General features: G+C 68.1%; 2 protein-coding genes. One reads left to right on the forward strand and one right to left on the reverse strand.

The features are described 5' to 3' along the window. The first annotated feature begins 465 nt into the window (after positions 1-465). A complete protein-coding gene (locus EES42_RS35760; RefSeq protein WP_124722392.1) occupies positions 466-1,098 on the forward strand; it encodes a helicase associated domain-containing protein in 633 nt (210 codons plus the stop codon). 1,127 nt (positions 1,099-2,225) lie between these two features. On the opposite strand, the gene EES42_RS45180 is transcribed toward EES42_RS35760, so the two are convergent. Further along, a complete protein-coding gene (locus EES42_RS45180; RefSeq protein ID WP_164495453.1) occupies positions 2,226-2,627 on the reverse strand; it encodes a hypothetical protein in 402 nt (133 codons plus the stop codon). Positions 2,628-2,975: the final 348 nt, after the last annotated feature.

The raw sequence follows: 2,975 nt of genomic DNA on the forward strand, positions 1-2,975 counted from the left end.
TCCTCGACGGAACCGAACGCATCACCAAAACATCTCTGGAAGCCATCCGTCTGGACCACCTCGCCGAAACCAACGAAACCACCCGAGGCCGCTAACCCAACCCACCTGACCATGCAGAACGCCCCTGACCAGCAAAAACACAGACACTGCCATTAGACGCAGACACCCATCTGCAACAACACCGGTAATTCTCAATAAAATTGAGATAACACCAGGTCAGACGCCTACCGCCCCGCCCGAAATCACCTCGACCGATTCCCACCCGACCTGCAACACCCCAGCCCAGCCCTGCACCCACACCCCAAATCACACCAGGGCTCAATACGAGCTGGAGAAGCTCGGGATGGTGTGGTCCGAGCAGGAAGCGGCCTGGGCGGACGGGATCGCCGTCGCCAAGGAATACGCCGCGGCGCACGGCCATTTCCTTCCTCCACCACCGCGACCTGGGCGGGGCATCCCATCGGGGTGTGGGCGAAGAACGCCCGCGCCGCGGCCCGCAGGGCGCGGGAGAACGACGAGCTGCGCGAGGCCGGCCGCCCAGTCCCGTCGGCGGCCGGAGCGATGACCGAAGCACGGCGGGACGAACTCGACGCGATCGACCCGGGATGGTGCCCTGCCTGGGACACCGGGTGGCAGCGCTGCTACCGCCTCGCCCAGAACCACATCCAGGCCGGCGGCACCCTCCCCACCGCCACGGGCGAGGTGATGGTGCAGGGCGAAGACCTCGGACGGTGGGTGAGTGCGCAGCGGTACGGGTGGGAACAGCTGATGCCCGTGCAGCAGTGGATCCTGGAGAACACCCTCACGATCACACCGGCCGAGGACAACGAGCGGCCGGTGAAGCGGACCCAGGACGACAAGTGGGCCCTCAACCTCGCGGCAGCACGACAGTTCCACACCCGTGAAGGACACCTGAGAGTCCCCCGCAAGCACACCGAGCACCTGGAGACGGCAGGTGCGCTGCCGGGCCGTCAGAACGGCACTGACGAGCCTATGGTGGTCAAGCTCGGCACCTGGCTCGACAACACCCGCAAACGCGCCGCGAAACTCCCCGAACAACGCCGGGCCGATCTGGATGCGCTCGGCATGCGCTGGTAGACGATGCGGGGGAGGAACAGCATGAGCGATCAGCCGCATGCGGAGATGCGGCAGGTCCTCGGCCCGCCGTGGAAGAGATCCTCCCGGCCGTGCGGCGGTGCACGTGGGCCTTGATCGACCCGGGAAACTTCCTCGTCCCCGAGGCATCGGACGAACTCCTGTCCATGGCTCTCAGCGCGGTGCGCGGGGGACGAGCTGGGCGGCTACACGCGGCGTCTGGAGGCGTTCGCCGAGCGGCACCGCGAGCGCCTGGCCGAGATCCGCCGATCAGGGTGGTGCCGGTGGTTCACACTCGTGTGTCGAAATCTCCCGACGCCGCTTTCACACCGTAGGGGCACTCGGCCTTGGCGTACGAGTAGCGCCAGGCGCTGACGCTCATGCTGCCGTCCTTGCACCACACTGTCGCCTGTACGTAGATGTTCCCCTGGCAGTCAACGTGGTAGCGGCCGGCACCTCCCGGGCCAGCCGAGTCGAACCATTCTGTGCATCCCCCGGCGATCGACGCAGGGCTCAACGCTTGCGATGTGTTCGCCGAAGCCGGAGATGCTGCGAGTGCGCAACAGAACATCGCGGTTGCTGACAGGGCTGTGACGAGCCGCTTCCTCATGGTTCTCCCCATTGGTGGCGTTGTTGTGCCGTGCCTGTCTGAGCGAGTGGTTCATGGCGGTTGGCCGTTGGCCGCAGTCTCACAGGCTTCTCCCCGCAGCGTCACGACCGTAACTGGCCAGGTACTCCGTCTCTGCCTTCGCCGTCCCCTCGGGGCCGTCCGTCCGCGCGGTGGGACGCTCGGCACGGGCGACTCCTGTCCGTGGCCCTTGCTGCCGGGCGTCACGATGCGGAGGGAAGTCGCGATCGTCTCCTGCTGCTGGCACACGGACCGAACCAAATACGAGGGCCTGCCGGCGCGCCCGGTTTCGCCGCAGCACAATTCGGTATCGTGTGGGGAAGCTGCTGGTTGTGGGCCGGGCTCAACTGCTTCTTGGGAGCCCACATGTCCCGGCACCGCGTCTTCGCAACTGCACGCGTCGCCCTTCCCCTCCTCGCCCCATCCTCTGATACCGCGCAGCTCTCGCTGCTCGCTCTCCTGGGCGTCGAGGTGGTCACATCGAGCGGCTTCCGCAGGCGCCTCAACCACGGGCGCCGCCGCGTGATCGCGATGCGGCGTCTCCGCCGATGTCTTTGGCAATGGCCGCGGCCTCGTCGGTCAGCTCCCGCATCCCGGCGGCGTCGCCGGCCCAGGCGGCGGTGTAGGCCGCGGACTGGATCAGCAGGCCCCGCTCGGCTGTGTGGTCCGGACCGCCTCCACGCAGGCCGGGGTGGTCGGCGGCTGTGAGGGCGATGGACAGCGCCTGGTCGTGCCAGTCCGCCTTGCGTGCGAGGACAGCAAGTTGGCGGGCGGCTTCGGCAATCAGGAGCGGATCGTCGGCGGCCTCGGCGGTCTGGCGTGCGCGGTCGGCGGCCACCCAGCCGAGCTGCTGCTCGTCGAGCTTGATCAGCATGCGCGCGGCCAGCAGATAGCTCTGGGCCAACAGCGCCCCGGGCTCTGTGCTGTCGCTGCCGGCCGCGCGCGTGGCCAGCAGCGATGAGCCGGGGCAGGCGCACGGCGAGGCTGCCGTAGCGGCAGGCGTGGAAGTCAGTGAGAGCGCGGGACATATCAGTGTGCAACGCCGTCGCAGACGGGACGGTGATGTCGTGGTGCAGGCCGAGCATCGCGTCCCGGACACGCCCGACGAGCAGTTCCCCGAGCGCGGCTTCGTCCACCGGCGGACTGCCGCTGGGCAGGATGAGGGCACCGGGCGCGGCCGCGGCCGTGACCGTGACCGTGACCGTGACCGTGACCGTGACCGTGACCGTGACCGTGACCGTGACCGTGACCG

This window comes from Streptomyces sp. ADI95-17 (assembly GCF_003846175.1).
Lineage (GTDB): Bacteria > Actinomycetota > Actinomycetes > Streptomycetales > Streptomycetaceae > Streptomyces > Streptomyces sanglieri.